General features: G+C 62.3%; 23 protein-coding genes. 7 read left to right on the top strand and 16 right to left on the bottom strand.

All coding sequences use genetic code 11. The features are described 5' to 3' along the window. Positions 1 to 14 precede the first annotated feature (14 nt). The 4 genes from ACYQ47_RS10315 to ACYQ47_RS10300 form a co-directional block, all read right to left on the bottom strand. Positions 15 to 1,307 (bottom strand): acetoin dehydrogenase dihydrolipoyllysine-residue acetyltransferase subunit, encoded by a 1,293-nt coding sequence (locus ACYQ47_RS10315; RefSeq protein ID WP_459905318.1) that lies wholly within the window; start codon positions 1,305 to 1,307, stop codon positions 15 to 17. Then, positions 1,304 to 2,290 carry an alpha-ketoacid dehydrogenase subunit beta gene (locus tag ACYQ47_RS10310; RefSeq protein ID WP_250469707.1) on the bottom strand — a complete coding sequence of 329 codons (987 nt, stop codon included), beginning with the start codon at positions 2,288 to 2,290 and terminating at the stop codon, positions 1,304 to 1,306. The genes ACYQ47_RS10315 and ACYQ47_RS10310 overlap by 4 nt, the downstream gene beginning before the upstream one ends. A 1-nt stretch (position 2,291) precedes the next feature. After that, the gene (locus ACYQ47_RS10305) at positions 2,292 to 3,314 is read right to left on the bottom strand and encodes a thiamine pyrophosphate-dependent dehydrogenase E1 component subunit alpha (RefSeq protein ID WP_244830572.1); all 1,023 of its coding nucleotides are present in this window, start codon (positions 3,312 to 3,314) and stop codon (positions 2,292 to 2,294) included. A gap of 77 nt (positions 3,315 to 3,391) precedes the next feature. Then, positions 3,392 to 4,894 carry an FGGY-family carbohydrate kinase gene (locus tag ACYQ47_RS10300; RefSeq protein ID WP_459905317.1) on the bottom strand — a complete coding sequence of 501 codons (1,503 nt, stop codon included), beginning with the start codon at positions 4,892 to 4,894 and terminating at the stop codon, positions 3,392 to 3,394. Positions 4,895 to 5,018: 124 nt separating this feature from the next. Between ACYQ47_RS10300 and ACYQ47_RS10295 the strand changes: the two genes are divergently transcribed. The 3 genes from ACYQ47_RS10295 (at position 5,019) to ACYQ47_RS10285 (ending at position 9,127) form a co-directional block, all read left to right on the top strand. Beyond that, entirely contained in the window at positions 5,019 to 6,035 is a 1,017-nt protein-coding gene (locus tag ACYQ47_RS10295; RefSeq protein WP_459905316.1) for a sugar-binding transcriptional regulator, read from the top strand. A 113-nt stretch (positions 6,036 to 6,148) separates the two neighbouring features. Beyond that, positions 6,149 to 7,654, top strand: coding sequence for an argininosuccinate lyase (locus tag ACYQ47_RS10290; RefSeq protein ID WP_459905315.1), 1,506 nt, complete (start codon positions 6,149 to 6,151; stop codon positions 7,652 to 7,654). 324 nt (positions 7,655 to 7,978) lie between these two features. Next, on the top strand, positions 7,979 to 9,127 hold the full coding sequence (locus ACYQ47_RS10285) for a porin (protein ID WP_250527733.1): 1,149 nt from the start codon (positions 7,979 to 7,981) through the stop codon (positions 9,125 to 9,127). A 48-nt stretch (positions 9,128 to 9,175) separates the two neighbouring features. Here ACYQ47_RS10285 and ACYQ47_RS10280 read toward each other — a convergent pair whose 3' ends face one another. The 5 genes from ACYQ47_RS10280 to ACYQ47_RS10260 form a co-directional block, all read right to left on the bottom strand. Then, the gene (locus ACYQ47_RS10280; protein ID WP_459905489.1) at positions 9,176 to 10,321 is read right to left on the bottom strand and encodes an MFS transporter; all 1,146 of its coding nucleotides are present in this window, start codon (positions 10,319 to 10,321) and stop codon (positions 9,176 to 9,178) included. A 17-nt stretch (positions 10,322 to 10,338) separates the two neighbouring features. Further along, complete coding sequence (locus ACYQ47_RS10275) at positions 10,339 to 11,157, bottom strand: DeoR/GlpR family DNA-binding transcription regulator (RefSeq protein ID WP_250494650.1); 819 nt, start codon at positions 11,155 to 11,157, stop codon at positions 10,339 to 10,341. Positions 11,158 to 11,178: 21 nt separating this feature from the next. Then, positions 11,179 to 12,534, bottom strand: coding sequence for an MFS transporter (locus ACYQ47_RS10270; protein WP_255784903.1), 1,356 nt, complete (start codon positions 12,532 to 12,534; stop codon positions 11,179 to 11,181). Between the two features lie 77 nt (positions 12,535 to 12,611). Further along, entirely contained in the window at positions 12,612 to 13,463 is an 852-nt protein-coding gene (locus ACYQ47_RS10265) for a sugar phosphate isomerase/epimerase family protein (protein WP_250469702.1), read from the bottom strand. A 23-nt stretch (positions 13,464 to 13,486) separates the two neighbouring features. Further along, a complete protein-coding gene (locus ACYQ47_RS10260; protein ID WP_459905314.1) occupies positions 13,487 to 14,374 on the bottom strand; it encodes a phytanoyl-CoA dioxygenase family protein in 888 nt (295 codons plus the stop codon). A 228-nt stretch (positions 14,375 to 14,602) separates the two neighbouring features. Here ACYQ47_RS10260 and ACYQ47_RS10255 point away from each other — a divergent pair, with 228 nt between their 5' ends. Further along, positions 14,603 to 15,625, top strand: coding sequence for a LacI family DNA-binding transcriptional regulator (locus tag ACYQ47_RS10255; RefSeq protein ID WP_459905313.1), 1,023 nt, complete (start codon positions 14,603 to 14,605; stop codon positions 15,623 to 15,625). Positions 15,626 to 15,650: 25 nt separating this feature from the next. On the opposite strand, the gene ACYQ47_RS10250 is transcribed toward ACYQ47_RS10255, so the two are convergent. The 3 genes from ACYQ47_RS10250 to ACYQ47_RS10240 all read right to left on the bottom strand — a co-directional run bounded on the left by ACYQ47_RS10250 (position 15,651) and on the right by ACYQ47_RS10240 (position 18,911). Continuing rightward, positions 15,651 to 17,186 (bottom strand): amino acid permease, encoded by a 1,536-nt coding sequence (locus ACYQ47_RS10250; RefSeq protein WP_459905312.1) that lies wholly within the window; start codon positions 17,184 to 17,186, stop codon positions 15,651 to 15,653. 126 nt (positions 17,187 to 17,312) lie between these two features. Then, positions 17,313 to 18,092, bottom strand: a complete 780-nt coding sequence (locus tag ACYQ47_RS10245) for an SDR family NAD(P)-dependent oxidoreductase (protein WP_459905311.1) — start codon at positions 18,090 to 18,092, stop codon at positions 17,313 to 17,315. A 177-nt stretch (positions 18,093 to 18,269) separates the two neighbouring features. Then, a complete protein-coding gene (locus ACYQ47_RS10240; RefSeq protein WP_250469697.1) occupies positions 18,270 to 18,911 on the bottom strand; it encodes a glutathione S-transferase family protein in 642 nt (213 codons plus the stop codon). A 256-nt stretch (positions 18,912 to 19,167) separates the two neighbouring features. Between ACYQ47_RS10240 and ACYQ47_RS10235 the strand changes: the two genes are divergently transcribed. Then, on the top strand, positions 19,168 to 19,326 hold the full coding sequence (locus ACYQ47_RS10235; RefSeq protein ID WP_459905310.1) for a hypothetical protein: 159 nt from the start codon (positions 19,168 to 19,170) through the stop codon (positions 19,324 to 19,326). A 33-nt stretch (positions 19,327 to 19,359) separates the two neighbouring features. Next, entirely contained in the window at positions 19,360 to 21,633 is a 2,274-nt protein-coding gene (locus ACYQ47_RS10230) for a phosphocholine-specific phospholipase C (RefSeq protein WP_244830598.1), read from the top strand. Positions 21,634 to 21,687: 54 nt separating this feature from the next. On the opposite strand, the gene ACYQ47_RS10225 is transcribed toward ACYQ47_RS10230, so the two are convergent. The 4 genes from ACYQ47_RS10225 to ACYQ47_RS10210 form a co-directional block, all read right to left on the bottom strand. Then, positions 21,688 to 21,966, bottom strand: a complete 279-nt coding sequence (locus ACYQ47_RS10225) for a DUF3253 domain-containing protein (RefSeq protein WP_250511611.1) — start codon at positions 21,964 to 21,966, stop codon at positions 21,688 to 21,690. Continuing rightward, on the bottom strand, positions 21,966 to 22,937 hold the full coding sequence (locus tag ACYQ47_RS10220; RefSeq protein ID WP_459905309.1) for a shikimate dehydrogenase family protein: 972 nt from the start codon (positions 22,935 to 22,937) through the stop codon (positions 21,966 to 21,968). The genes ACYQ47_RS10225 and ACYQ47_RS10220 overlap by 1 nt, the downstream gene beginning before the upstream one ends. Then, a complete protein-coding gene (locus tag ACYQ47_RS10215) occupies positions 22,934 to 23,581 on the bottom strand; it encodes a glucose-6-phosphate isomerase (RefSeq protein WP_310392086.1) in 648 nt (215 codons plus the stop codon). The genes ACYQ47_RS10220 and ACYQ47_RS10215 overlap by 4 nt, the downstream gene beginning before the upstream one ends. Positions 23,582 to 23,666: 85 nt before the next feature. Continuing rightward, positions 23,667 to 24,623 (bottom strand): helix-turn-helix domain-containing protein, encoded by a 957-nt coding sequence (locus ACYQ47_RS10210; protein ID WP_459905308.1) that lies wholly within the window; start codon positions 24,621 to 24,623, stop codon positions 23,667 to 23,669. Positions 24,624 to 24,718: 95 nt separating this feature from the next. Here ACYQ47_RS10210 and ACYQ47_RS10205 point away from each other — a divergent pair, with 95 nt between their 5' ends. After that, positions 24,719 to 25,963 (top strand): DUF1479 domain-containing protein, encoded by a 1,245-nt coding sequence (locus ACYQ47_RS10205; protein ID WP_459905307.1) that lies wholly within the window; start codon positions 24,719 to 24,721, stop codon positions 25,961 to 25,963. The last annotated feature ends 21 nt before the right edge of the window (positions 25,964 to 25,984 follow it).

Genomic DNA, 25,984 nt, shown 5'->3' with positions numbered 1-25,984 from the left:
TATTCGACTGCGTGTTATATGAAGAGCGCCGCCACCTTCTGCGGTTGATCCCAATGCGGCATGTGACCCGCCTGGGGGATGAAGTGCACGGGAATGTCCGGCCCTGCGCGGCTCGCGTGCTGCCATGGGATGATCTGATCGTCGAGCCCCCAGATCACGCGGGAAGGCGCGTCGAGCGCGGACAGTTCGGAGCGGATATCGATCTGCTGACGCCCGCTGCTGACGAGATTGCCCGCGAGCGCCGCCAGCGCGCCGCGCTTGCTGATGGCGCCCGCCATCTGATCGAGTTGTTGCGCGGACAGAAGCGGCGGATTGAGCGCGGAGCGGCGCAGCAGATGCATGAGCCCGCCGCCTTTTTGCACGTGCGCCATGCCGTCGATGAAGTCGTCGTCGATCTCCGTGCCGAATCCGGCGGGCGCGATCAAGGTCAGGCGCCGCACTTTCGACTTGAGCGCCGTTGCGACTTTCGTGGCGACCGCCGCACCCAGCGAATGCCCGGCGAGTTCGATGCCGCCGAGCCCTAGATCCTCGATCAGCGCGACGATCGCGGCAGCCATGCCATCCACGTCGGCGCTGTCGAAATCGGTGGCGCCGTGAGAAGGCAAGTCCGGTGCGATGACGTGCTTGCCACGCCGCTGCAACTGGCTTGCGAGCGCGGACCATACTTGCGCGTCGCCGGAGAAACCGTGCAGCAGCACGAGCGGGGCGCCGCTCGCGTTCGGCGCGCGCCATTCGCGATACGCCACGCGACCGCGCGGCAGATTGCGATAGAGCACGCCTTCTGCCGAGACTTCGCGCGCCTGATTTGCGTCGCCGACGCAACCCGTGCCGTTCACGCGCGCTTCGACATCGTGGCGTTCTATGCGCCCGCGTCGTCCCGTTCCGGCGATGTCGTCGAGCGCGATACCGCCTTGCCGCGCCACGCGTCGTGCGGCGGGCGTGGCGCGCAAGCCGGTCGTGACGTCCTGGCGGGTGCTCGCTGCCTGCGAACGCATTTCAGGCGCAGGAGCAGCGGCAACGGCAGGCGCGGCGGCGGCGGCCTCCTCGGGCACGGCGCTGCTCTCTTCGCCGATCACGTCGTATTCGCCGAGCATGCCGCCAACATCGACGTCCTCGCCCACCTCGGCGACGATCTTGCGCAACACGCCATCGGCGAGCGCGGGCATCTCCACGACCGTCTTGTCCGTTTCGATTTCGACGAGCGTCTCGCCGCGCGTGAAAGACTCGCCCGGCTTCTTGAACCACTCGACCACGCGCCCCTGCTCCATCGTTTCGCCCAGGCGCGGCAGCAACAGGGACTTGCTCATGCCGGCACCATGTTCGAGATCATGTCGACGATGAGCTGCGCCGTCGGAATACTCGCGCTTTCGAGCGCGGGCGACACCGAGATCGGCACGTCTTCGCCCGCGAGCCTGAGCACCGGATCCTCGAGGAAGTCGAAGCACTCCTCCGAGATACGCGCCGCAATCTCGGAGGCGACGCCGCACGTCGAAGCCGACTCGGTGACGACGACCGCGCGCCCCGTGCGATTCACCGACGCCACCACGGTTTCCATATCGAGCGGATTGAGCGTGCGCAAGTCGATCACTTCGACATCGACGCCATTGCGCGCCAGCGCCTCGGCGGCTTCGAGCGCGACATACACCATGCGCGAATAGGTGACGAGCGTGACGTCCTTGCCGTTGCGCCGCACCGCTGCCTTGCCCCATGGCGCGATGGGCGTGGTCAGGTCCGCGTCTTCCTTGCGTGCATAGAGCGCCTTGTGCTCGATGAACACGACGGGGTCCGGCAAGGTTAGGCTGTGACGCAACAGATGGTAGGCATCGGAAGCCGTGGCGGGCATGGCAAGGCGCAAGCCGGGCGTGTGCATGGCGAGCGCTTCGAGACTCTGCGAATGCTGCGCGCCCGCCGACCGGCCCGTGCCGCCTTGCGTGCGCAAGACCATCGGCACGCCGATCTGTCCGCCGAACATATAGCGGATTTTCGCGGCCTGATTGCCGACCTGATCCATCGTCATGCCGAGAAAGTCCACGTACATCAGTTCCGCGACCGGTCGCAGGCCGGTCATCGCCGCGCCGACCGCCGCACCGACGATGGCGGGCTCGCTGATCGGCGTATCGATCAAACGCGCGGTACCGAATTCCTTGATGAGGTCTTTCGTGACGCCATACGCGCCGCCGTACACGCCGACTTCCTCGCCAATCACGACGACGGTGTCATCGGCCTGCATGGCGTCGCGCAACGCCTGGCGCAGCGCGTCGCGGTAAGTGATTCTGGTCAGACTGGACATATCAGCTCCTTGCCAGCACGCGTTCCAGACGCGAGCGAACGGATTCCGGTTGCGGCTCGCCGACGCCGTAGACATCCTCGAACATGGTGTCGAGCGCGGGCGCGGCGGAGTTCGCGGTGAAGTCGATCGCGTCGCTCATCTCGCGGCTGATCTCGGCATCGAGTGCGTCGATCTCGGCGGCGGTCACCGCGTGGCGCTCGATCAGCGTGCCGCGCGCACGGACGATCGGGTCGCGCTTGCGTCCCACTTCTTCTTCATCGGGCGTGCGGTACGGACTCTTGTCCATGCGGCCATGACCGAAGAAGCGGAAGCACGAGATCGCCATGAAGCCGGGCTTGCCAGCGCGCGCGCCCGAGACCAGGTCCTCCGCCACGTCGAGCACGGCTTCGACATCCTCGCCATCCACCATGCCGGTGCGCAGGCCGAACGCCTCGGCGCGCTTGTCGAAGGCGGTGGAGCGTGTCGCCTTGTCGATCCGCGTGCCCATGCCATATTGATTGTTGATGCACACGAAAAGCACCGGCAGGTCCCACAGCGCCGCCATGTTCATGCTCTCGTAGAGAATGCCTTGCTGCATGGCGCCATCGCCGAAGAACGCCACCGATATCGCGTCTTTCTTCAGGAGCTTGTAGCTCAGGCCCGCGCCGACCACATGCGAGATGCCGCCGCCGACGATCGCATTCGCGCCGAGGTGACCCAACGCCATGTCGGCGATATGCATCGAGCCGCCCTTTCCACGGCAGTACCCGGAAGCCTTGCCGCCGATTTCCGCCATCATCCGGTTGGGCTCGGCGCCGCGCGCGAGAAAGATGCCGTGGCCGCGATGGTGCGTCGTGAAGCTGTCCTGCGGCTGCAACGCGCCGACGACACCCGCCGCCGCGCCCTCTTCGCCGATGGACAGATGCAGCATCGACCCCGCCGACAGCTCGCGCGCATACAGCTCGGCGACATGTTCCTCGAAGGTTCTGATGCGGCGCATCGTGCGATAAAGGTCTAGCAATGGAGGCTTGGATTGCGAAAGCATGGTTTCGACTCTAATTGGAGGGTTCTCGATGAATGCGCGGACCGGTATCTCGGCGTGCGGGCTTCGGCAGGCCTCGCTTACGCGGAAGGTCGCTCGCTAAAGCCGCGCAGGGCCGGATAAAGCTTCTGATACCGTTCGTAAATCTCGTCGTAGCGGGCGGCTTCCGCTGCTCTCGGTTCAATGCGGCGGCCCGCTTTCACCATGGCCGAAATACCTTCGTCGATGGAGCCGAAATGGCCGACGCCCGTCGCGGCAAGAATGGCCGCGCCGAGCGACGGCGCTTCGCTCGCCTTGGGCACGCTCACCGGCAAGCCCGCGATATCGGCATGGAGTTGCAGCCACAGGTCGGACGCGACCACGCCACCGCCGATGGCGATTTCACTCGCGGGAAAGCCCGCCTGCGCCATGCGCTCGAAGATCAGGCGCGAGCCGAAGCAGATGCCTTCGATGGTCGCGCGAAACAGATGCGGCATGCCGTGCGCGAGCGTCAGTCCGACGAAGGCGCCGCGCGAGAGCGCATCGACATGAGGTGTGCGGTTGCCCTGAAAATGATCTAGCGCGAGCAGACCGTCGCAGCCCGGCGCGATCTCGCGGGCTTCGTCGTTGAGCGCCTTGAGATCGAGATTGCCGCCCGCGAGCCGCCGCAACCAGTTGACGATGGAGCCCGTCGATGTCTGTCCGCCTTCGATGATGTGCCGGCCGGGATAGACGGCATCGGCATACGTGCCCCATAGGCCCTTGGCGGCGGCCGAGCGGTCGGAGACGCCGAACATCAGATGCGACGACCCGGTGATGAGCGCCACTTGTCCCGGCTTCGCAACACCGATTCCGATCATGCCGATGAGCGCATCCGCGCCGCCTTGCACGACCTTGACGCCCTGCGGCAACTGCAAATGTTCGGCGGCACGCGCGCTCAACGTGCCGACCACTTCGCCTGGCGCAATAACGGCGTCGGGCCACTTGTCGAGCAGCGAATCGAGCTTCAGCGCCGCGAGCAGACTCTTCGCGTAACCTCCGCGCTCGGTCGAGTAATGCCAGCGGATCGACGCGTTATCGAGGCTCGCGCAACGCCGGCCCGTGAGCCGCAAGTTCATGAAGTCCTGATACTCGCAGATGGTCGCCGCACGCTCGTATATCTCGGGCTCGTGACGCGCGATCCACAATGCTTTCGGGATCATCCATTCCGCCGATACCGGACCTTCGCCCGCGCCGTTGACGACGAGCGCCGGATCGCCGGTGGCGAGCACGTCGGCGGCTTCGGCTTCGGCGCGTACATCCATCCAGATGATGGCCGGACGCAGCGCCGCGCCTTGCGCGTCGAGCGCGACGACGCTGCAACTCGTGGTGGCAAGCGCCATGGCATCGATGTCGGCGGGCGCGATACCCGCTTCCTTCACGGCCTGCCGAACCGCCGTGCCCATGGCATTCCACCAGTCTTCCGGATTCTGCTCGGCGCGCGCGCCCGCCGAAAACTGCGTGGCGTACGGCTGCGCGGCCGATCCAAGACAGGAGCCGGTCAAATCGAACACGCGTGCACGAATGCTTTCCGTTCCACCATCGACGCCGATTACGTGGCTCATGCTGTCTCCGTCTCTCCAACTATCGTTTTGCACATTTGTCGTCATGCGCGACATTTGTGATGAGTTTGATTTTCGGGGTGGGCTTTGTCAAGATGGTGTGCATAAACAGAGGGGAAACACCTAAATGCTGGAGCTGAACCTTGCGCACGAGTCCGACGACGCGCTGATCGTCCGCGCTGCGTGGCTGTATTACGTCGGTGGTTTGAATCAGGAGCAGACGGCCTCGCGGCTCGGTCTGCATCGCAGCCGCGTCAATCGCCTGCTGTCCGAGGCGCGCGATCGCGGGCTCATCAACGTGACGATCAATCACGAATCCGCGCGCGATATCGAAGTCGAACAGGCCATTGCGCGTTGCTTCGGCCTCGACTTCTGCATTGCCACGCCGACCTTGGGATTCGCCGACGGGCCCGCCGATCCCAAAGCGGATCGCATTCGCGCGGCCATCAGCCGGCGCGCGGTCGGCGCGGCGGGCGCGAGCTTTCTGAAGGGCAAGCTGCTGGACGGGCCCATTACCGTGGGCGTGAGCTGGGGACGCACGATAGAACAAGTGGCGACGCAGCTTGCGGGCGTGCGCAATCCGCAGGCGCGATTCGTCTCGCTGCTCGGGTCGCTCAAGCGGAACTCGACATCGAACCCGTTCGAAGTCGTGCAGTTCTTCGCGGCGCGGACCGGCGGCGAGGTGCACTTTTTGCCCGTTCCGTTCATCGCCAATTCGGTGGCGGACCGGAAGGTCTTTTTCGAGCAGCGCATCGTGCAGGACGCAATGCATCTCGCGCAGAACGCCGATCTTTATCTCATCAGCGTGGGCGAACTCGAGGAAACGTCGGTGCTGCGGACACAGGACATCATGACGGCGGACGAGCTGCGCAATATTCAGGAAAGCGGCGCCGTCTGCGATTCGCTCGGCAAGCTGTTCGATATCGACGGCCGCGAGATCAAGCATCCGCTCAGCGAACGAACGGTCGCCATCGCCACGGACGAATTACGCGGTCGCAATGTCGTGCTTCTGACGGGCGGTCTGGAAAAAGTACGCGCGACGATTGCGTTGCTGCGCAGTGGCATCGTCAAGGGGCTCGTTATCGACGGCGACACGGCGCTCGCGCTGGCGAAGTCGATGCAGTTGACTGACGGATTGGTATGACGCGTGAATTGGGCGCTCGGGGAAGGCAGAACAAATCCGTCCAGGCCGGGCACCCAGCAAACAAAGCGGTTGCGCTCCTATAATCGCGACTTTCCAATCCGCGAATTCCTACCATGAGATTGCTTGGACGCGCATCGATTGCTGCTGTCGTGTTTGCCATGTTTGCCGTGTTGCCGGCGTTTGCGCAGCAGGTTCCACCTCACGATGAATTCTTCTGGCTCGGCGAGATCAACAAGGCGACCGTCGTCATCAACACGAGCGAAGGCTTGCTCGACAAATCGATGGCGCCGCGCCTGGCCGCTGGCGTCGCCAAGGTCATCGCCGATGGCGACCAGCCCGGCGCGAAGCGACCGCGAACCGTCATTACCTTCGAGCCGCTTCTGATCAAGGCAGCGGGCGAAGACATCACGCTACTGCACGCCGGACGCTCCAGTCAGGACATGCACGCGACTTACCGTTCCGCGATCCTGCGCGACGACCTGCTCAATCTCGCCGATCAGCTCAACACCACGACCGCCACCATCGTGCGCCTCGCCGACAAATACAAGAGCGTGGTCGTGCCGAACTACACGAACGGCGTGGCCGCGCAGTCCAACAGCTATGGCCATTACTTGCTAGGCTTCGCCGCCGGCCTCGACCGCGATGCGCAGCGAATTCGCGAGACATACAAGCGCGTGGACCGTTCGTCGATGGGAACGACAGTGCTGAACGGTACGAGTTGGCCGCTGGATCGCGAGCGCATGGCGCAGTATCTCGGCTTCAATGCGCTCGTCGACAACGCGTACGACGCGTCGCAGATTTCTTCCGTCGATGAACCCGTGGAGGCTGGTGCGGTCGTCACGAGCGTGGCGCTGCATACCGGCGCCTTCATTCAGGACGTGATGACGCAATACGCCGAGTCGCGCCCTTGGATTCTCTTGCAGGAAGGCGGCGCCAATACGTACGTATCGAGCGCCATGCCGCAAAAGCGTAACCCGGGGCTTTTGATTCGCACGCGCTCGGACGCATCGACGGCAATCTCGCAGGCGGAAGGCGTCGTGATGCAAGCGCATAACCTGCCGCCGGGCATGAGCGATCCGAAGGACGTGAAGGCCAACAACGAGATGGTCGAAAGCGGCATTGCAGCGCTCAAGGGCTTCGACGAGGTGCTGAACTCGCTCGTCATCGACCCGAACCGCGCACTCGAAGAGCTTAATAGCGACTGGACGGCATCGCAGGAAGTGGCCGATGTCCTCATGCGCAAGTACAAACTGCCGTTCCGGGTCGGCCATCATTTTGCGTCGAACGTGGTGGAATATGCGCGGCAGAAGGACATCAAGCCGCTCGACTTTCCTTACGCCGATGCGCAGCGCATCTACAGGCAAACGGTCGAAGGCACGCCCTACGCCGGCGATTTTCCGATGAGCGAAGCCGAGTTCCGCTCGACGCTGGACCCGGTGGCGATCGTGAACGATCGCGCGACCGTGGGCGGCCCGCAGCCTTCGGAAATGACGCGCATGCTGAAAGATGCGAATGCGCGTATCGCCGAGCAGGACAAGTGGATCAAGAGCAATCGCGCGCATATCGCGAGTTCGCTGGCGCGGCTCGACAATGACTTCGGCAAGATGGTCGGGCATTGAAGCTGCGTACATGCTCGAGCGTATCGCACTGGTGCGGCTTGTCGCTTTGCCGGTGACAATCCTTCTTTCTGGGGCGCTCTGCAACGGCTTTCGCCAATCCGTACATCTGATGAATGCGGTAAATGCGCTTGTACCCGCGTTTGCCCGAAACGCGCGAAAACGATAGTCCGCCAATATTTCGTCATTACGACAGCGCGCTCGACCGCGAGCCGAATCGGCGATATCGCAACATCTTCATCATGTGTTCAAGCGGCTATTTTGCATTTGACGATTCGGTCGCTAACCTCTCGACAGAGTCCCCGTCAACTCGTCCGGAGTGCAGGCATGAAAAAAACGCGAATCGCATGGATGCTGCCATTGCTGTTGATCGGCGCTAACGCACGGGCGCAGAGCTCGGTCACGCTGTACGGCTTGATCGATGCCGGCCTGATGTACACGAATAACGTCGCCAAAGGGGGCTCGCAAGGCTCGCTTTGGCAGGCCACGAGCGGCAATATCAACGGCAGCCGCTGGGGACTGCGTGGCTCGGAAGATCTCGGCGGCGGATTGAAGGCCATCTTCGTGCTCGAGAACGGCTTCAACCTGCAGACCGGCCGCCTGGGCCAGAACGGACGCGAGTTCGGCCGTCAGGCATATGTGGGCCTTGCATCGAGCGACTATGGCGCGCTGACGCTGGGACGCCAGTACGATTCGCTCGTCGATTTCGTCGCGCCGCTGTCCGCAACCGCAGGCTCGTTCGGCGACACGGGCTTCGCCCATCCGTTCGATAACGACAACCTCAATCACTCGGTCCGCATGAGCAACGCGGTCAAGTACATGAGCAGTTCGTACGCCGGACTCAAGTTCGGAGCACTGTACGCGTTCTCCAACAGCACGGACTTTTCGATGAATCGCGCCTACAGCGCGGGCGGCAGTTACAGCTACGGACCGTTCAACGTCGCGGTCGGCTATCTGCAGATCAATGGCTCGAACGGCGCGAACACGGCCGGTGCCATCGATGTCGCCGAATCGACCGCCAATGGCACCGGCGGCTTCGTGGTCGGCGCATCGCGCGAATGGGTGCTCGGCGCTGGCGCGAACTATGCGTACGGTCCGGCGCTCATCGGCTTCGTGTTCACGCGCAGCGTCTATCAAGGCACGACATCGTTCAACTCGGTGAACGGCGCGATGAGCTTCTATAACTACGAAGTGAACGCGAAGTATGCGCTGACGCCCGCGATCAGTCTCGGTATAGCCGATACTTATACCGACGGCCACGCCGCCAACAGCCGCACTTTCGGCGACGATCCGAAATACAACCAGGTCAATCTGCAAGCCATCTACTCGTTCTCCAAGCGCACGGACGTGTACGCCGAAGCGATGTATCAGCACGCAATCGGCGCGCAATACGTGGCCTTCATCAATACCTCGGGCGGCGCTTCGTCCACGGCCAACCAGGTGGTCGGAACGGTTGGGCTGCGGCATCGGTTCTGATTGGTTCGAGCGCTCGTCGGGATGCAGCCACGATAGCTGGCTGCATCTTCATCGAGCGTCGCTTTGCTTGGCCGTCACGGTCCGCGCGCATAACGGCACGAGACACAGCAAAACGACGACGACCCAGAAGGCGCCGGGAAGGCCCACTTGTCCCGCTATGAAACCGATTCCCGCAGGCCCTGACAGAATCCCGGCGTAACCCACTATCGTCACCGCGGCTACCGCAAGCGCGGGTGGCATGAGCCGCTGCGTTCCGCTTCGACGATAAAGAATCGGGACCGTGTTCGATGCTCCAAGCCCCACCAGCACGAAGCCGCCCAGCGCAACGAAGGCGATGGGAACCGTGAGCAGAAGCACGAACCCGACGATGGTCAGCACGCCGCCCCAGAACATGACCGCGCGCTCGCCGAGCCGCTTGATGACGGCATCGCCGCATAAACGCCCGCCTGTCATTGCAATCGAAAAGAGGACGTATCCGAGCCCCGCTTCGTTCTTGCCGACGAGACCCGTGTCCGAGACGAGCAGCGCGCTCCAGTCGAGCACCGCGCCCTCGGCGAGGAACGTGATGGCAGCGAGAATGGCGAGCAACAGCACGATGCCGCGCGGCACGGCAAAGATAGGCCCGCCTTCGCTCTTTGCATAAGGCAGAAGTCTGGGCGTTGCGAGGACCAACGTTCCGAGCACGAGTGCCGAGCAAAGGAGGGTGCCCGCCAGCGTGCCGACATGCATCGACAGCAGGAACGTCATGAGACTCGATCCGGCGAACCCACCTACGCTGAACAGGGCATGGAACCCCGACATGAGCGGCCGTCCCGCGTCACGTTCGACTTCGACGGCATGAACGTTCATTGCCACTTCGAGCGAGCCTAGCGATGCACCGAACAAAAAAAGCGCTATGCCTAATTCAGCCGGCGTATTGACGACCGTGAGAAACGGCAAGGTCAGGACGAGACCCACGCCTCCCGCCACGATCACCGGCTTGCTGCCGTAGCGCGCGGTGAGCATGCCCGCGAGAAGCATCGCCAGCACCGAGCCTAAGCCGATGCACAAAAGCAGCAGGCCGAGCGTGGTGTCGTCGACACCGAGCCTGCTCTTCGTGAACGGCACGAGAGGCGCCCACGACGCAATGCTGAAGCCGGCCACGAGAAACGCAAGACGTGTGGCAAGACGCGTACCGGAGCGATTGGACGACACCCCCAGATTGGCCTCGCTCATGATTTTTCCACCGCGGTCATCACCGTCGGGCCGGACTTCGACAGCGCCGCGAGAACATCACCCGGTGCATCTTCCTCAATGATAAGGAAGTCGATTTCCTTCATGTTCGCCACGCTATAAGGTGCGCGCGCATGAAGTTTCGCGGTCGTGGCGAGCACGACCTTCTGCGCGCTTGCAGCGACGACCGCGCGTTTGAACGCAGCGTCGCTCAAGCCGAATGCGCTGATGCCGCGTGACGTCGATACCGCGCACGCGCCGATGAAGCACATATCGAAGCTCATGCGCCTGACGAACTCCACCGAAGTGGGATCGACGCTGCCGCCTACGTGTTGATCGACCAAGCCGCCGGTCATGACGAGTTGCAGGTCCGTTCGTCGCAACACCGCAGCAGCGATATCGACGGAGTTCGTGACCACCGTGAGCTCGAATTCCGCAGGCAGGATGTTCGCAAGCGCGAGGTTGGTGCTGCCGCTGTCGAGGAACAGGAACTGGCCCGGCTGAATGAGGGACGCGGCCGTTTGCGCGAGGATGCGCTTGCGGTCGGCGTCCATGTCGATGCGCGCCGCCATGGGAAGCGCAGCCGGCAATACCGGCAGCGCGCCGCCATAGACGCGACGGCATTTGCCTTCGGACGCCAGCGCCCGAAGATCGCGGCGGATGGCGTCTTCCGATACGGCGAATTCGACGGCGAGATTAGCGGCGACGAGCGACTGGCCGGAAGACAGACGGCTGGCCAGTTCGTCGCGACGGGCGAGTGGGAGATCGGGGTTCATGCGCGCAGCATAACGTGCACGAACAAGAATGTAAACGTGCATGAACGTGCATCACCCAACTCTTTATCTCGTAGCAAGCACCTCCGCAGCAACCTCTCGATGCGGCCGCGCGCAAAGTATCAGCACGCCGCCGAGCGCCCCGAAACACGCCAGGACCGAGAACGGATACTGAAAGTCACTGCCCTTCCCCGCGAGCATTCCGACGAGCGTGGGCCCGACGAAACCCCCTACGAGATTGCCGAACGCACCGATGACGGCAGTCGCGACGATCGCATCGGCGGCCGACAAAAGCTCGGTCACGTACGTGAAGATGAGCGGAAGGAACATTTCGAGGAAGAAGCCCATGGCGGTGAACAACGACATTCTCAACACGAGCGATGTCGCCGGCACGTTGGCAGCCGCGAGCAACAACACACTCGCAAGGATGATCGGCACGCCCGCATGCAGCCGCCGCTCCTGACGCGCATCCGAACTGCGCGTCGCCACCAGAATGCCGACGATGCACGCCGCCCACGGGCACGCCGAAAGCAAGCCGACTTCCACCGACCCCAGGTTCGGCGCCGCCGCGGCAATCGAACTCGGCAGCCACAGCATGAAGCCATAAACCACGAGGTTGATCATCGCGAAGCCGAATCCGAGGAACCACGTCGCCTTCAGCCCCAGGACACGACGGATGCCCGATTGCGATGAGACATCCACGAATTCGGCTTGCTCGTCGGCGAGCACGCGCGAGAGTCCGGCCTTCTGCTCGTTCGTGAGCCACTTGGCGGCCGTGATGTTCTTCGGAATGCTTGACCACCAGACGACTGCCCAAATCCACGCGGGCAAGCCTTCGATGATCATCATCGCGCGCCAGTCGTGATGCGCGAGCAGAAAGCCCGAGATCGGTCCGGCAAGCAGCGCGCCGAGCGGCGAACTGACAGTCCAGAAGCCGAAAGCCTTGCCCCGTTCGCGGCGCGTGAACCACGACGCCGTGAGACTCGAAGCGGACGCCCACACCGGCCCTTCCGCCACACCGAGCACGAGCCGCACCGCCATCAACTCGTTCATCGTTCGCACGAGCCCGGTGGCCATCGCCGCCGCGCCCCAGCAGATGAGACACACGAGCACGACCTTGCGTGCGCCGAAGCGCGACACGAGCCATCCGCCCGCCAGAAAAGTGATGACGTAGCCCCAGAAAAAGATGCCGCCGACAAGGCCGGCGTGGGTCGCATCCATGCCGAGATCGCGCCGGATCAACGGCAGCGCGAGGCCGATGTTGGTCCGGTCGAAATAAGAAATGGTGTACATGAGAAAGATCACGAGCGTGATCCTGATCCAGCGAGCTGAACCCGATGACTCGGCTCTCTCGAGGGCTGCATCCTTCATCGCTTGTCTCCTTCGTCTCGTGTCTTCGAGACTTCTTCGGCTGCTTGTGATTGGGGCGGGTTTCTCTGCTGTCCTCGATGCGTTCGGGCATGACGCACTTCATCGCTTTCCTTCGTTCAAGCTTTTGCTTATACCGGCGTTGCTTCCTCTCTTTCGAGCCGTGTCCACATGTCCGCGACCAGGCCCTTGAGCAATTGCGCTTCTTCCCAACGATCCGATAACTCGTAGCCATTTCTATCGGTCATTGCGTATTCCTTCGGGCCGAGTTCGCAGAGAAACGTGAGCACGGCATCGCTTCCAGCACGCTTTCGCCAGCTGCGAAAACCGTATTCCCACCAGCCGAGGAATAGATCGAGCCATTCCTTGTGATGCGCAAAGCTGATCTGCACCTGTATCTGCTCGCGGCTTGCCACGCGTCCATGAAAGCCCCAGCAGTTGTCCAGAATGCGATGCATGAGCCGATGGTTGTCATCCGATACCGGCCACGCGAACTCGCGGCCCACGAGGTAATGCGAGATGTCGCCGGTCAGACGCAGGTCAGGAAAGCAATCGAGCAGACGCAGCGTGAATAGCAAATCCGTCGTCATGCGGTCGCGATGCGTTTCGATATGAACCGCGATGCCCGCATCGTGCGCAAGCCGGCGCCATCCTTCGATGAGCGGAATGCACTCCTCGATCGAGTACGGCCGCACGTCCGGCTGAAGATTGATGTGATCGGCACCGAGCGCCTGCACGTGCTCGATGATCGGCTTCAGGTCATCCACGGTTTGCGGATAACACTGCGCCTGCCACGTCATGCCGTATTCCTTCAGCGTGTGCGTGACGCGGCTCGCATACGCGTAATCGAAGAAGCGCACGCCCACGCCGTCGAAGCCGGCATCGCGGATCATGCGCAACTGCTCGTCGAGCGGCCACTCATGTCCGTCCGGGCGGCGTCGTTCCATGGCCCATAGCGACTGATACACCTTGAGTTGCTGCATGCGGTTTCCTTTCCGACGCCGCGCTACATCGCCTCAGCTGTCGTGGCGAAGAAGCGATTCTTGAGCGATGTCTGGTTCTCGTAGATCGAGCCTTGCTTCGGCGCGGGCGGCAGCGGCAGGATGACCGGAACGTTCTCCATGCGCGGCACGATAGTCGGCTCGCCCGCGATGATCCGCTCGTTGAACTCCGCGAGACTCTTGTCCTGCGTGGGACCGCCGATAAGCGGCCAGGCATCGACGGCGGCAATCTCATACAGCAACAAGCGGCGCGGCCGGTTCGACGTGTTTTCCGCGGAACCGTGGATTGCGCGCGCATGATGAATCGAGAACGATCCCGCCTTGCCCGTGCACGGCACCGCCTTGCCGAAGTCGACGTTGGACGTCGTCGGGTCCATCGCGCCGCAAAAATAGCCGTCCGTGTGATGACTATGAATCTCGCTCTTGTGGCTATCCGGAATGATCAGCAGCGGGCCGTTTTCCAGTTCGCAATCGTCGAGCATCACGCCGACAGCGAGCACGTCCTGATTCGTGTGCGGGTAAAACGCCCAGTCCTGATGCCATTCAACCGGGTCGCCGACATGCGCTTCCTTCAGGTTCAGCTTGGTGTTGCGCACGCGCAGATTCGGCCCTAGAAGACTCGTCAGCGCGGCGATCAGCTTGGGATGCTTGAGCGCTTCCATGAACACCGGATCGACCTTGATCGGGTCCTTGATGCGCCGCACGCGCGGCTTTTGCGCGGTATGCGAGGGCGCGAGATCGAATACATCGTTCGATGCCGTGAGCGCGCGGGACTGCTCGACGAGTTCATCCGTGACGCGCCGCATGCGCTCCACGAGGTCATCGCTGAAAACGTCGGTGACGACTACGTATCCTTCCTTGGCGTATTGCTCTACTTGCTCGTTCGTAAGCACTTTCATCTCCTGAAGAACGGACCTGCCTTTTGGGAGCGCTCCCATTCGCAAGCGCCGACGCGGCGCGTTGGCAACGTCATTGCACTGCATCATGCTCGGTTCGCAACCAGCTATGTGCGCGCTCCCATTCAAGGTAAAGTGGAACCGTCGGAGTGTCAAGCAGCGGTCTTCCCTGATCGACCCTCCGCGCACGAAACACAGATCACCAACGAAACGAAACGAAGCACCATGAAAACAAGCGCCACCGCGTCCGAACCCACCTTGCCCCGGCCCACCATGGAAGACGTCGCTCGCGAGGCGAAGGTCGGGCGCATGACCGTTTCGCGCGCGTTGAATCAGCCCGAGCTCGTATCGCCCGAATCGCTGGCGGCGGTGCAGGCCGCAATCGAAAGACTCGGTTACGTGCAGAACCTGAATGCAGGAAGCCTGGCGTCGAACCGGTCGAAGATCATCGGCGCGGTCATTCCGACTATCGAGAACGCGTTCTTTTCGGACACCATCAGCGGGCTGTCGCAAGCGCTGGCCGACAAGGGCTATCAGTTGCTGCTCGGTCAATGCCGTTACGACGCAGCCGAGGAAATGCGGCTCATCGATGCCTTCATCGGGCGCCGCGTCGACGGCATCATGCTCATACGCACATCGACGCCGGCGGAAGTGGACAAGCGCATTCGCCGTTGCGGCGTTCCGGTGATCGAGGCATGGGACACGTCCAACGATCAGATCGACATGCGTATCGGTTTCTCGCATCGCGATGCCGGTGCTGCGGTGGCGCGCTATCTCGCAAGCAAGGGACGACGCAATCTCGGTTTTCTCGGCAGCATGGATGTCCGTTCGACCGGCCGCTTGCAAGGCTTTCGGGCGGGCGCGAAGCAGTCGGGGCTTCACAAGATCGAGGCCATCACGCTCGACCGGCCAATGGGTATCAACGACGCGCCCGAGATCTTCGACAGGCTGCTCGAACGCCGCTCGGACCTCGACGCCGTGTTCTGTTCCAGCGACATGCTCGCCGCGGGCGTGTTGTTCGAGTGTCAGCGGCGCGGCATACGCGTGCCGGAAGACGTCGCCATCATGGGCTTCGTGGACTTGCCCATCGCGGCGGCGACGCATCCGGGCATCACGACGATCCGCGTTCCATCGCTTGAAATCGGCAAACTGGCGGGCGACATGCTGCTCGATTATCTCGAAGGCAAGCGCCCCGCGAATCCGCGTATCGACCTGGGCTTTACCATTGTCGAGCGAGGCAGCGCATGAAGCGGGACATGACGGGCATGCAGCACTATCGCACTGCCTGATCGACGTCGGCTTCGAGCTTGCCGATGCGCGCCATATCCGCATCCGACTTCATCGACGGCGGACCCGCAAAGGTCTTGCGCACCCCGAAGCCGTACCAGATGACGAGCAACGCGATCACGAATCCAACGAGCACGTACAGCACTTTTTCGTTCGGCGGCTGAATGCCGACATACGCGAGCACGCACGCGCCAACCGTCGCCAGCAACGCGAGCGGCTTGGACCAGAGGCCGAGCTGGAACGGTCCCTTCTCGGTCCAGCCATGGCCTTCGGCGAACATGCCGAGCGCAATCGGCATCGCGTAGGAAATGTACAGGAAGACCGCGCTGCCGGCGCTGAGCACGGAGAAGGCATCGCCATACAGCGTGATGAGAATGGCAAGTATGGCGCAAGTCCAGATCGCCGCGCCCGGCGTGCGATGCTTCGGGCTCACGTGACGCAGAAACTTCGAGCCGGGCAGCCCGCCATCGCGCGCGAACGCGTACATCATGCGCGAGGTGGACATGATGGCCGCAAGCCCGCAGACATAGTTGATGAAGAACATCGCGAGTTCGAGACACACGCGCAACGTCGTCGGAATCGGCGCGAGAATGGCTTCGAAGAAACCGGTGCCCTGTTTCATGCCCGCCGTGAGATCCGGCATGACGAGCACGAAGGTGCAGACCATGACGTAGCCAAAGACCGCCGACCAGAACACCGAGCCGATGATCCCTTTCGGCACGTTGCGCGCGGCATCGTGCGTTTCCTCGGACGTGTGCGCGGAAGCGTCGAAGCCGGTAATGGTGTACGTCACGAGCAGCAAGCCCGCGAGAAACGCGAGCGGCGTCGATTGCTTCGGCCACGCGCCGCCATCGACGCCCGTGAAGTTGGTGAACGTGACGAGCCGATGCAGATCGAGCGGCACGGACGAGTAATAGAGCAGCGCCACGACCAGAACGATGGTGACGACGAAGATGAGATAGCCCGAGAGATCGGTGATCTTGCTGGCGATCTTGATCCCGCGTGCATTGAGCAGCGCCTGCGACAACGTGATGATCGCGAGGAACGCGGTCTGGTGCCACCACGTCAGGCTTTCGGGCGCAACGCCGAACATCGGCGCGATCAGCGTCTTGAAGAACGGATCGTAGGTGCCGAAGTTGATCGCGCTGATGACGAAGATCAGACCAATCAGGTTGAGCCATGCCGTGAGCCATCCCAACTGCTTGCCGCCGAGGATCGAGCCCCAGTGATACAGCCCGCCCGCTGTGGGAAACGCGGACGCGATCTGCGCCATCGACACCGCGACGATCAACGCGAACAACGCGCCAAGCGGCCACCCGAGCCCGACGGACGCGCCGCCCGTCGCCGAAAGCGCCAGCTGGAAAGCGGTGATGCCGCCCGACAGGATGCAGATGATCGAGAACGAGACCGCGAAGTTCGAGAAGCCGTTCATGCGCCGGGACAACTCCTGCGCATAACCCATCTTGTGCAACAGGCTCACGTCGCTGTCGCTGCTTGCTTCAGACTGGTGCTTTGCGTTCATATTCACTCCGTCACGAATGCCTGCCGGGAAGGAACCAGAATTCGACGTCCGTATTGCCTGTCACGCTAACGCGCGACGCGCAACAGGCACGGTAAGTAGCCAAATTTCGAAGCGCTACCTGATTCTTTACACGGCGGAGAAGCCGTTATCCACGAAGAGATGCGTTCCGTTGACGAAGCTCGCTTCGTCGGATGCCAGAAACAGCGCCGCAGCAGCGACTTCGGACGGCTCGCACAGCCTGCCCTGCTGAAGCGCGATGGCGGCCTCAGTGGCATCGACACCCATTGCCTGCAGGTCGCGAAGCTCGCGCATGCCGTGCGGCGTGCGAATGAATCCAGGCGCCACGGCGTTGCAGCGAATGCCCCGATCGCGGTATTCGACGGCTATCGCGCGGGCGAACATGTGGCATGCGCCCTTGGTGGCGTCGTAGAGCACTTCGCCGGGCGTGGCGTAGACCGCCGAGATCGACGAGGTGCACACGATGCTGCCCTTGCCCTTTTCGAGCATCTGCGGCAGGACCGCCTGCGTCATGAGGAACATGCTTTTGACGTTCACGCCCATCAGCCAGTCCCATTCCGATTCCTCTATTTCGAGGAACGGTTTGACGATCAGCGTGCCGGCGTGATTGAAGAGGATGTCCGCGTTGCCATATTGCTCTTTCGCGGCTGCGACGGCTTTCCGGACATCGGCTTGACGGGAGACGTCCGCACCCAGACCTAGCGCTTCGAATCCCGCTTCGTTGAGCCGGGAGGCGAGCGCAATGGCGGCATCCACGTCCCGGTCGATGATGGCGACCTTCGCGCCCTGTTGCGCGAACAGTTCCGATGCCGCTGCGCCGCATCCACCCGCGCCGCCGCTGATGATCGCCACCTTGCCGGCGAGGCGGCCGTCGTTTCTGGAAACCATATCGTTGTCCTCGGTAACGTTGACCTGCGTCCGACAGAGGGTCGCTCCGTGCATCGACGTTACTGCGCCAAAATGCGATCTACTACTGGTTTTCGGCGTAGCGGGCTTTGGGCGAGGCCGCGTAACGAGGAACGACAACGCCGGAACCGGCCTGCGCCCGGCGCTTCATCGATGTCCCTAGGTAAGCATCGGCGTCAGGTCGGGATCGCCCTTCTTCATCGCTCGCCGATACGCCGGGCGTTCGCCGATTCGCTGCAGATAAGCCCGTATGTTGGGATACGGCGAAAGGTCCAGCGGCTGAAAAATACGCATGGTAGTCAACGAAAATACGCTCATGATGTCGGCGGCCGTAAAGTCGCTGCCCGCAAGATAGTCCGCCTGTCCCAGCCGATCTTCGATGAGCGCCAGCACTTTATCGAGCCGTCCCTGCACGGCGGTTTGCACCGGATGATCCACCGGCAAACCGGCGCGGCCGATCATCATCGAGCGTCCCATGACCGGCTGCAGGTTGCCGTTCGCGAAGTGAAACCAGTAGAGATAGGACGCGAAGTCGGGATGATCCGGCGCGTGCTGCAATCTGCCGTCGCCATGGCGCGCGAGAATGAACTCGACGATAGCCGCGGACTCGGCGAGCAACATGCCATCGACTTCGATGAGCGGCGCCGCGCCCAGCGGATGCAACGCGACGAGTTCGGGCGGTGACAGCATGGTGCGTGCATCGCGCGTGTACTTGACGAGCTCATATGGAACATCGAGCTCCTCGCACAGCCAGACGATACGCTCGGATTGCGAGTGCCCGAGGTGATGGATTTTCAGCATGAGTCAGTTTCCTTGAGTACGAGTGAAGTCGAAGCGCGATGAACCTGGCGTGCAGCGCAAGCAGCGAGCCTGGCGCCCGCCGTCCGAAAGGCATCAAGCCTACCGAATTTCGAACGACTTTCTTGAACCTTCATATTTCTGCCAAAAATTACCTTTACATTTCCGTCAGAAATCAGGCGCCTGCTTACGAACATGGAATGTCCGGCCGGAAATTCCATCCAGTTTCTCACTCGTTCTTTTTCTGATGACGACAACCATGCCCCACCTGACTGCGCTCGGCAGACCGTCGCTGGCAAGCGTGCTGATTTGCATCGCGCTTACGCTCGCCGCTTGCGGAGGAGACGACAAGTCGGCAACGCCCGCCTCGACCAACGCGTCGTCCTGCAAGATCAGCCACTGCGCGCCGGCTCCCTGAGTCGCATTCCCACATCAAAAACTCATCAATGGCATGACATTCAGTCCATCTAAACGAAGCTTCATCAAGACGTCGCTTGGCACCGCCGCTTCCGCCGCCGTGCTTTCCACGTTCCCGCCTGCTATTCGGCGCGCGCTCGCCATCGACGCGAACAACGTCACGGGCACGATCAGGGACGTTCAGCACGTCGTGTTGCTGATGCTGGAAAACCGTTCGTTCGACAGCTATTTCGGCACCTTCAAGGGCGTGCGCGGTTATGGCGACCGCTTTGCCATTCCCTCGCCCAACGGCGCAAACGTCTTCTATCAGAACTACACGAGTTCCGGCTCGACGAGCACGCTGATTCCCTATCATCTCGACGAGTCGAAAGGCAACGCACTGCGCGCGGGCAGCACACCGCATACGTGGTCCGACTCGCAGGCCGCATGGGACAACGGCCGCATGGCGGCATGGCCGACAGCGAAGAAGCCCTTGTCGATGGGGTATTACGAAACGGTCGAAGTGCCCTTTCATCGCGCGCTCGCGGACGCCTTCACGCTGTGCGATTCGTATCACTGCGGCATGCACACCGGCACGATTGCAAACCGTCTCTTCTACTGGACCGGCACGAACGGTCCCAACGGTTTGAGTCCGTCGACCAACGCGCCGGTCAAGGTGGCCGCATTGAACAACGAGTTCAATGGCGGCAATGACATTGGCTCGTCGTCAACCGGCTGGACCTGGACGACCTATGCGGACCGTCTGCAAAACGCGGGCGTGAGCTGGAAGGTGTATCAAAGTCTCATCGACAATTTCGGCTGCAACGAGATGATGAGCTTTCGCCACTGGCGCACCGCAATCGAGCAGATGCCCGCCGCACGGCGACCGGTGTACGTGGCGAACACGGACATCACGCAACCCGTGACGGCGGCGGGCGCGTTCTACGATTCATCGATCGACGACGCCCTGAGTCCGCTCGCGAAAGGCTTCGGCAACACCATGCCACAAGGCTTTCTCGAAACGTTTCGCGACGACATCCAGAAGGGCACGCTGCCTGCCGTATCGTGGATCATCCCGCCGTCCGTGTATAGCGAGCATCCCGGTCCGTCGAGTCCCACGCAAGGCGGCTGGTACGTGCAGGAAGTGCTCGATGCGCTGACCGCGAACCCGGATGTGTGGAGCAAGACCGTGCTGCTCGTCAATTACGACGAGAACGATGGCTTCTTCGATCACCTTCCGCCGCCGAGCGCGCCGTCGCACGCAAGCGATGGCACGCTCGCGGGTGCGAGCACCTTGTCCGACACCGACATGGCGGTGGAATATCACAACTTCGCGCCGGCAACGAGCAATCAGCCGAAGACCGACGGACGACCTTACGGCCCCGGCCCGCGCGTGCCGATGTGGGTGATCTCGCCGTGGAGCCGTGGCGGCTTCGTGAACTCGCAGGTCTTCGATCACACCTCGACGCTCATGTTCCTCGAAAAGCGCTTCGGCGTGACCGAACCGCAGATCAGCAGCTATCGGCGTGCGATTTGCGGCGACCTGACCTCGTGCTTCAACTTCGTCAATCCGAACGATGCCGCGCTGCCGACGCTCTCCGGGCGCACGACGAAGGACTCGGCCGATGCGCTCGCCAAGTCGCAGGCGGCGGCATCCGCGATCCAGGCGCAGTCCGTGACGGCGAGTTCGCCGTTGCCCGCGCAGGCTACCGGTACACGTCCGTCGCGCGCCTTGCCTTACGAGCTGCACACGACCGCGCATGTGAACGCCAACGCAAGCACGGTTGCGCTCGAATTCGCGAATGGCAGCACGAACAACGCGGGCGCGGTGTTTCATGTGTACGACAGAAACCATCTCGAACTCGTGCCGCGCCGCTTCGTCGTCGAGGCGGGCAAGTCGCTGACGGGAACGTGGACCGTGCCTGCCAGCGATGCGGGGCGATACGACCTGTGGGTGCTTGGACCCAATGGTTACCACCGCGAGTTTGCGGGCAATCTGAAGGAAGTGAGCGCATCCGCGAATGCCGAGATTCAGGTTTGCTATCAGCCGTGCGATACGTCGCTCGTCAGCGTGAAGCTCTACAACCGCGGCAATCAGTCGTGCACGTTCACGACGGCAGCGCTGGCCTATCTCACGAATGGTCCGTGGGTCACGACGGTGGCTGCGAACTCGGTCGTCGAAGTGACCTGGCCAATTGCCGATAGCGGCAACTGGTACGACTTCATGGTCACGTGCAGCGGTCTGAACGCGTTCAAGCGACGCTTCGCGGGACGTGTGGAGAATGGCAAGGACCTCGTTTCCGATCCGGCCATGGGGATGGCTTCTTAACGTGCATGAGCGGGTCCGTGTCGGCTCGACGATGACGCGGACCGCTTACGCTCTTTATGCCGATGCCGGAAAAGCCGGCCCGCGCCGCAAGCGAATGGGCCCATGACTCATTGCATCGGGGTCCAGCGTCACGTCCCCTTGTGTGATCAGCACTTTGCCTTCACGCGCCATTTGCGCGGCTACGTCCCTGACCAAAGGCATCAGCGCGCGCCATCCATCTTCGTCGCTCACTAGATTGCGTGCCACATCCGATGGACAAATGGAAGAAGTCGCGGCACGTCCGCCAAGCAAATCCAGCGCGCAATTTTCGATGTCCCGCGTAGATACGCTCATCACGCAACCGGGCGCGCAGGCGCCGGCTTGCCCGCTTCCGCCGCGATCCGGCATAGCTCATCGAACGCGGGTCCACGCGACGGAATCTCGACATGGAACACTTCGGCCATCACGCGGGTCCAGCCGTAGATGAAGTAAGTCCACCCGTCTTCTATCTGCAATTGCTTTTGAAGCGCCTGCGCACGCGCCTGTTCGAGAAAGACCAGATCGCCGCGATAATTCAGCTCCCAAACCACGGCGCGTTCCGGGAACACGGCTGCGTCGCTGAGCGGCGAACCTGGCGCGTCCTTGCCAAGTCCCGTCGCATTGATCACCAACGCGCCCGAAGACAATCGCGCGAGCACCACGTCATTGTCCTTTGCGTCCTGCACGAGCACGTACTCGCATGCAACGCCAGCGCCGATCTCTCGATGAATCCGCTCGATCTCCTCGAGCCGCGCCGCGGAACGGTCCGATACGATCACCTTCGACGGCCGATTCGCGCCACGGCCTGGTTGCATCAGATGCCATGTCATCGCAATGGTCGAGCCGCCCGCGCCCATCGAGAACGCTTCCGCGCCCGTCGTTGCGAAATGCTGTTCGGGCAGGAAGCCATCGAGCGCGAAGCCGGAAGTGATCGGGTCCTTGGCGTGACAGACGAACTTGCCGTCGCGCTTGGAGAGGCAACTCGTTTCGCTCATCATGAGCGCGTGAGGATCGATCTCATCGAAGAGATCGCGGCACGCAGCGTACAAGTCGATCTTGTGCGTGGTGACGAGCGCGCCAACCGACAAGGGATCGTCGCGCAAGAACTCGACGGCTTCGCGATACGCATTCGCCGGCGAATGCGGCTCGAAGTCGATGCCCTTCATCTCGACATTACCGAGCCCGAGATGCCTTGCCCATGCGGGAAACACGCGCATGATCGAACTTTGCGCGGTCGTCACGCCGATGAAGTAAAACGTCGGCCGTTGCGCGGCTTGGTAACTCATCGCGCCGCTCCTTCGGCACGCGCGCCGCGCGCGATCAGCGCTTCCACGTCGGCTTGCGAACGCTCGCGATACGCAGGATTCGCTTCGCTGCGCCAGCCGCCCTGACCGTCATCGACGATACGCAAGCGCATGCCGCCCGCTTGTTCGATGATCGCGTAGTCCTGCCCCGAATCCGCCGGATAGCAGAACAGCATCACGAAGTCTTCCGCGCCCGTGTTGACGGAACGATGAATCCAGCGCGGCGGCACGTAGCACACGGTATGCGCGTGTATTTCGACGATGCGTGTCTCTCCGTCCGGCGACTCCATCGACATGAGCCCGTCGCCCTTGAGACCGAAATACAACTCCGGCCGGTCGATGTTCGCGTGAATATGCCCGCGCGTCATGAAGTATTCGCGGCCGACCTTCCCTGGCGACATGCGCGTGACGCCGGTGATGAGGTCGCCCGGCTGATCGCTTGGGCGATGATCGGTCACGTCGTACACGACATCCTTGCCGCGAGCGGAAGCCAGCGCGTCGAAGGCGGATGCATCGGCGTACAAGCCGGCGAGATCGTCGAGGCGCTTCTGGTAGCGCGTGCCCGTGCCTTCCATCAGCCCGGTATTCAGGTTCACATCGAATGAGCGCGGTTCAGGCCATTGCATGAGCCATCTCCAAGGAAGGTTGCAAAAACGGAAGGGTCAATGCTAACTTAAGTGGCGTCATGCGTGACCGTGACGCATGACGCCGTCACGCAATCGACTTCGGCATGCGCGGATTGCGCTGCAACGAAGGCGAGCGCTCGGTGATACGCGGCCCGGCGTGCGCCTCGGCAACATCACCGGCCGCGAATTGTCTTCGATAAGCGACGGGCGTGAGGTCCTTCATCGCCTTGAATTGCCGGTTGAAGTTGGCGACATTCGGAAACCCGGAGCGCGCCGCGACGACGGACACCGGCGCGGACGTATGCGCGAGCATGCGGCAGGCATGTCCGATTCTGACCCGCGTGATGTATCGTCCCACGCTCTCGCCCATGTGCTGCTCGAAGTAGCGCGCAAGCGAACGTTCCGACACGTTGGCCGCCTCGCAAAGCTCGGAAAGACGCAGCGGTTCGGCAAAGCGCGAGTCGATCATCGAGAGCACGCGGTTGATGCGTTCCGGTTCGTGACCCGAAGGACCGTCCGTACGCTCACTGAACGCAGCAGGCGATGCAAGCGGTTGACCAGGCGCTTCCGCCAGCGAGCAAAGCACGTTCAGCGCGGCGGCCAGGCGTTCGCGAGGCGCGTTGCAAAGCAGCTTGTCGAGTTGCGTGCGCATCGCGGCGCCGACTTCCTCACCGAACGCCAGTCCGCACGCGGCTCGGCGCAAGAGGTCGCGCAAGGGTGTGTATTCGGGGCAGACATCCGCGAGCCGCCGCGCCCATTCGCCACTGAACCAGATCACGATGGCGACCTGAGGCACGCTCGAATTGATCGAACGGTTCGACGCCCACGTATGCGGGAGATTCGGTGGCACGAGCACCAGATCCGCGTCGGAATAACCCTCGATCGAATCGCCGATATAACGCTTGCCGTGGCTGTTGAGCGTGAGCGTCAACTCGTATTCGGGATGATGGTGCCATTCGAAAGGAATGCGCGGCAGACGCCGGTGGTAAACCCTCACCGAACATTCATCACCGAATTCGACGTGTTCGTATGCGGGTTTCATGGCAGAAGACGCGAAGAAGTTGTCCGGATGGTATCACTTCTGCAGGCGTGATCGGCCTATTCTGCCGGTATGGCAAAACCCATACGGAGACAACCATGGCACTTGAAATCGACGATTTGCCGGCAACCATCCGGCAAGCCAAACGAGCGCTTCGCGAGCGGCTGCCGAACTATCGCGAAGTCTTCGCCGAAGTGGAAGAAGCAATCCACGCCGAGGCCAGCGAGATTGCCGAGCGACGTAATCGCGGCGAGAACGTCATCCCTGAAATCCAGTTCTCCGAGATCGCGCAGCAGCGGGTGAGCGCGGAGCAGATCGCACTCATCAAGTCGCGTGGTGCGTGCGTGATCCGCAATGTGTTCGAAGCATCGATCGTCGAACAATGGGACCGCGATATCGCGGAGTATGTCGAGCGCAACGACCTCGATACGCGACTGCAGAACCGCGCCGAGGACAAATACTTCGGCCAGCTCGCCTCGAGCAAGCCGCAGATTTACGGCGTGTACTGGTCGAAGCCGCAGGTGCTGGCACGGCAGGCGCCTTCCTTGACTGCGGCGCGCTTGTTCCTCAACCGCTTGTGGCGCGTCGAGAGCGAAGGCCGCGTTCATTTCGATCCCGAGCGCGTGCCGGTGTATGCCGACCGCATGCGTCGCCGTCCGCCCGGCTCCGAGTCGTTGGGTTTGTCCGCGCATTGCGACGGCGGCTCGGTCGAACGATGGATCGAAGCAAATTTCCGCAAGGTGTACCGGCATGTGTTCGACGGCAACTGGCGTCAATATGACCCATTCGACGCCGCGTTCCGGCCGGATGTCGAGGAGATCGCGTCGCCCGCGGTGTGCTCCATGTTCCGCACGTTTCAAGGATGGACCGCGCTCACGCCGCAAGGTCCGGGCGACGGCACGTTGCAGCTCGTGCCGATTGCGAACTCGATGGCGTATATCCTGTTGCGCGCCCTTCAGGACGATGTCGCCGACGACGACCTGTGCGGCGCCATGCCCGGCCGCGCGCTTTCTATCAAGCCCGAATTTCATGCACCGCTTTTCGAAGCGTTGTCTTCGATCCCGCACATGCAGGCGGGCGACACCGTCTTCTGGCACAGCGACGTGATCCACGCCGTGGAAGACGCGCATCGCGGCGCGGGCTACAGCAACGTGATGTATATCGCTTCGGCGCCTGCGTGCGCCAAGAACGACGAATATCTCAAACGCCAGTTGCCCGCTTTCCTCGAAGGCAGAAGCCCGCCCGACTTTCCCGCCGATCACTTCGAAGTCGACTTCGTCGGACGCGCCACGATGCAAGACCTGACGCCGCTCGGCAAAGCGCAACTCGGGTTCGATCTTTAAAGCTCATGAGTCGTCGATAAA

This window comes from Caballeronia sp. HLA56 (assembly GCF_054655155.1).
Note: the sequence above shows the minus strand (reverse complement) of the source record. Positions and strands in the feature narration are given on the sequence as shown.